Source organism: Persicitalea sp. (assembly GCF_041751555.1).
Classification (GTDB): Bacteria; Bacteroidota; Bacteroidia; order Cytophagales; family Spirosomataceae; genus Persicitalea.
In genome coordinates, this window is record NZ_JBGSXF010000395.1 from 1 (window position 1) to 3427 (window position 3427).

Here is a 3427-nt window from a genome sequence, read left to right on the forward strand (position 1 = left end):
CTTGCCATTGTAGAGCGACACGATCTCTTCTTTGTTTTTGGTAAAGATCAATTGGTTCGTCCAGCGAAATTTGCTGGAGGGGTTGTCGATGACTACCCCGCGCAGCGATACCTCAATGCCTGAGTTACGGGTGGCCCCTACGTTTTCGATAATTGAGCTAAAGCCTGAAGCAGTGGGCAATTGCCGGGCCAGCAGCAGATCGCTCGTGTTCTGGCGGTACAGATCCACGGTACCCGTGATGCGGTCTTTGAGAATCCCGAAATCCACGCCCACATTGAGTTGCCGCGTTTTCTCCCAGCCCAGGTTGGGGTTAGTAATGAGGTTAGGCTCGAAACCAAAGGCGGGGCTGTCGTCGGTGGCGTAAATCGTCCGGGCCAGGCCACCCTGAGTTTGGTAGGGGTTGATGGCCGTGTTTCCCGTCATGCCGTAGCTTGCCCTGAATTTGAGTTCGGTAAAGGCGTTCAGGTTCTGAATAAAAGGTTCTTCCGAGGCGTTCCAGGCCAAGGCTGCCGAGGGGAAGAAAGACCATTTGTTACCCGGTGCTAGCCGCGAAGAGCCATCGTAGCGGCCCGTCAGCGTGAGCAGGTATTTGCTTTTGAAGCCGTAGTTGAGACGAGCCATGTAAGAACTCAGCGCCCACTCGCTCAGGCCAGAACCTAGTGAAGTAATGAAATTGGCCGTCCCAAGATTATAGTATAATTGACTGTCGTAGGGCAGGTCGTTTACGTCGGTTGAAATTGATTCGTAGCGATCACTTTCAAGACTTTGCAGCAGAGTGGCCCCTAATTTGTGAATACCACCGAGTGTCTTTTCGTAAATTAGCAGGTTGTCGAGTACGTAGTGATACCGCTCATTGGTGCTGTACCCCGCGTTGGAGGGGTTGCCATTGTTGGCCTGGGTATCCGAAAAGTCCCCCGTCCGGCTCGTGCGATAATCGGGCGAATAGTTCAGGCGGTACTTCAACCCGTCGAGCAACCCGGCTTCCAAATAGAAACTACCATAAAAGCGTTTGGAGTTCGCTTGGCTGAACCGCCCGCCCAAAATAGCCAACGGGCTGGTGATCAGCGGATCGCTGGCGGGTTCTGGAATAATGATACCGTCGGCGTCGTAGAGCGGTGCCAATGGGTTCACGCGGGAAGCCAGGGCGTACAGGTTACTGGTCGAACGGTTGGAATTGATGGAGGTCGCGCCGGTACCCCCGACCTTGATGCGGCTGGTGATCTGGTTGTCGATGGTCAGACGGATGTTCCAGCGGTCATAGCCGAAGCCCTTCTCGATACCGTCGTTATTGAAGTACCCCAGCGAAAAGGACGTCTGGGTTTTCTCCGATCCCGCTTGCACGCTCACCTGGTGATCCTGCATCACGCCCGTGCGGGTGATGGCCCCCAGCCAGTCGTAGTCCCGTACCTTGGACGGATCGTAGTTGCCGCTGGCGTCATAGCCCTGCTTGACCGATGCCACCACGTCGGCATTGGGGAAATAGAAGATTCCCTCGTCCAGTTTGGCATCGGGTACGTCAGAGGCGTAGCGACCCACGTTACGCTGGGCTTCGCGCACGAAAGCCGCAAATTCCGCCCCATTCATAATATTAGGCGGATTTAGCGGCTTTTGAATACCGTAATAGCCGTTATAGCTCACCTGGATTTTGCCCGCCGTGCCTCGGTTGGTCGTGATAAGAACCACGCCGTTGGCCCCGCGCGAGCCGTAAATGGCCGTGGCGGAAGCATCTTTCAGGATTTCCATGGACTTGATGTCGGAAGAGTTGAGGTCGTTGAGGTTACCCGCAAAAGGCAAGCCGTCCACCACCAACAGCGGCTCGTTGGAAGCATTGATGGAGCGGTTGCCCCGAATGCGGATGCTTGGCGACGCGCCGGGGCGGTTGCTGGTGGCCGCAATGTCCACCCCCGCCACCAGTCCCTGCAACGACTGAATGGCGTTGGGCGAGGGTACCTGCTGTAATTCCGCCCCTTTGATGGAAACCACCGAACCCGTCAGGTCTTTCTTTTGCTGGGTGCCGTAGCCCACTACGACTACCTCGCTGAGCAGTTTGTCGTCGGGAGCCATCGTGATGTTTAGCGTATTCCGGTTGTTCGTCGCGATTTCTTGGGAGCCGTAGCCCACAAAGGAAAAAATCAGGATCGGACTGCTGCTGGTCGTAGCGATAGAGAACGCTCCGCTGGCATTGGTAGAAGTACCGTTGGTAGTACTTTTCTCCACCACGTTGACACCCGGTAGCGGCTGTCCGCTTTCGTCCGTGACTTTGCCCGTGATGGTCTGGGCAAAGGCTGCTGAAACGAGCAGCGAAAAACTCCAAATCAGGAAGGTTTTTTTGAGTAAAAGGGTTTGTTTCATAATTAATACTATCGCATTGTTGATTAATACTACAACGATACAATATTACAAAGCGCAAGCTACTATCCCAAATAATACATTAATTAAATTATTTTATATAAAACTATTTGCTGTTTCCAATATTTAAAATATTGACGTCAAGCATATTAAATATTTTTGAGAGTATAAGATTTTTGAATTGAAATCAAAGTTCTTCCCCACAATCTCTTACCTTTACTCCCATAATGATGAAGTAAGAATAAAACGACTGAAAAGATGGTACAAGTAATAATCCGCGGACTGGACATCCTGGAACTCGTAGCCCGGCGCGACGGCCAGGCCATCACGCTAACCGAAATTGCGGAGGAGTTGGAACTCAACCAGTCCACGGCGGCCAACATCATCAAAACCTTGGTGCATCGTGGCTACCTGGAACATATTGGCAAGAAGAAGGGCTACCGCCTCGGCCCAGCCGCTTTTCGACTCACCAACGAAACCGCCTACGGCCAGGACTTGATTACGGCGTCGCAGGACATCATGGAAAACCTCACGGCTCAGATCGGCGAATCGTGTATCCTGGGCGTTCTGCAAAATAATCGGCGCTACGCCTTGAACGTCATCAATTCTTCTCAGGAAGTGCAGGTGCGGGTGCATTCGGAAAGGAACGCGTACGAAACCGCCAGCGGTCGCGTCTTGCTGGCCTATTTGAAAGAAGGCGAATTGCAGCGTTTCATCGAATTAAACGGTCTGCCTGATGAAGAACTATGGCCCGGTGCCACCATTACCGACGGCCTCAAAGCGGAACTAGCTACCATCCGGCGCGATGAAATCGTGTCCACCAACCTCAAAGACCGCCATGTCCTGGGCTTTGCCGTTCCCGTCTTTTCCAGGCAAGAGATGGTGGCTGGGCTGAGCGTTTTCCTGCCCGAATACCGCTGCTCCGACGCGAAGCAGTGGGAAATTGTGGAGGCGTTGAAACGGGCAGCTAAGTTGATTTCGGGACGGCTGGGTTAGGCATTGCCTTTTTTTTCAAAGAAGGAGTTGAAAGACAGAGTCCGATACTCTGAGAGAAAGCGAAGGTTTTTTATCGATTTGA

At 52.8% G+C, this 3427-nt stretch carries 2 protein-coding genes; one reads left to right on the plus strand and one right to left on the minus strand.

The window, feature by feature from the left end:
* A partial coding sequence (locus tag ACEW8P_RS13950; protein WP_373513689.1) for a SusC/RagA family TonB-linked outer membrane protein occupies nucleotides 1-2352 on the minus strand: 2352 nt, incomplete at its 3' end.
* 255 nt (nucleotides 2353-2607) lie between these two features.
* On the opposite strand from ACEW8P_RS13950, the gene ACEW8P_RS13955 reads away from it, so the two are divergent.
* Nucleotides 2608-3345, plus strand: a complete 738-nt coding sequence (locus tag ACEW8P_RS13955; protein WP_373513690.1) for an IclR family transcriptional regulator — start codon at nucleotides 2608-2610, stop codon at nucleotides 3343-3345.
* Nucleotides 3346-3427: the final 82 nt, after the last annotated feature.

Bases quoted from the DNA above. Each gene is read 5' to 3' on its own strand.
- ACEW8P_RS13955 (WP_373513690.1), top strand. From the start codon at position 2,608: ATGGTACAAGTAATAATCCGCGGACTGGACATCCTGGAACTCGTAGCC.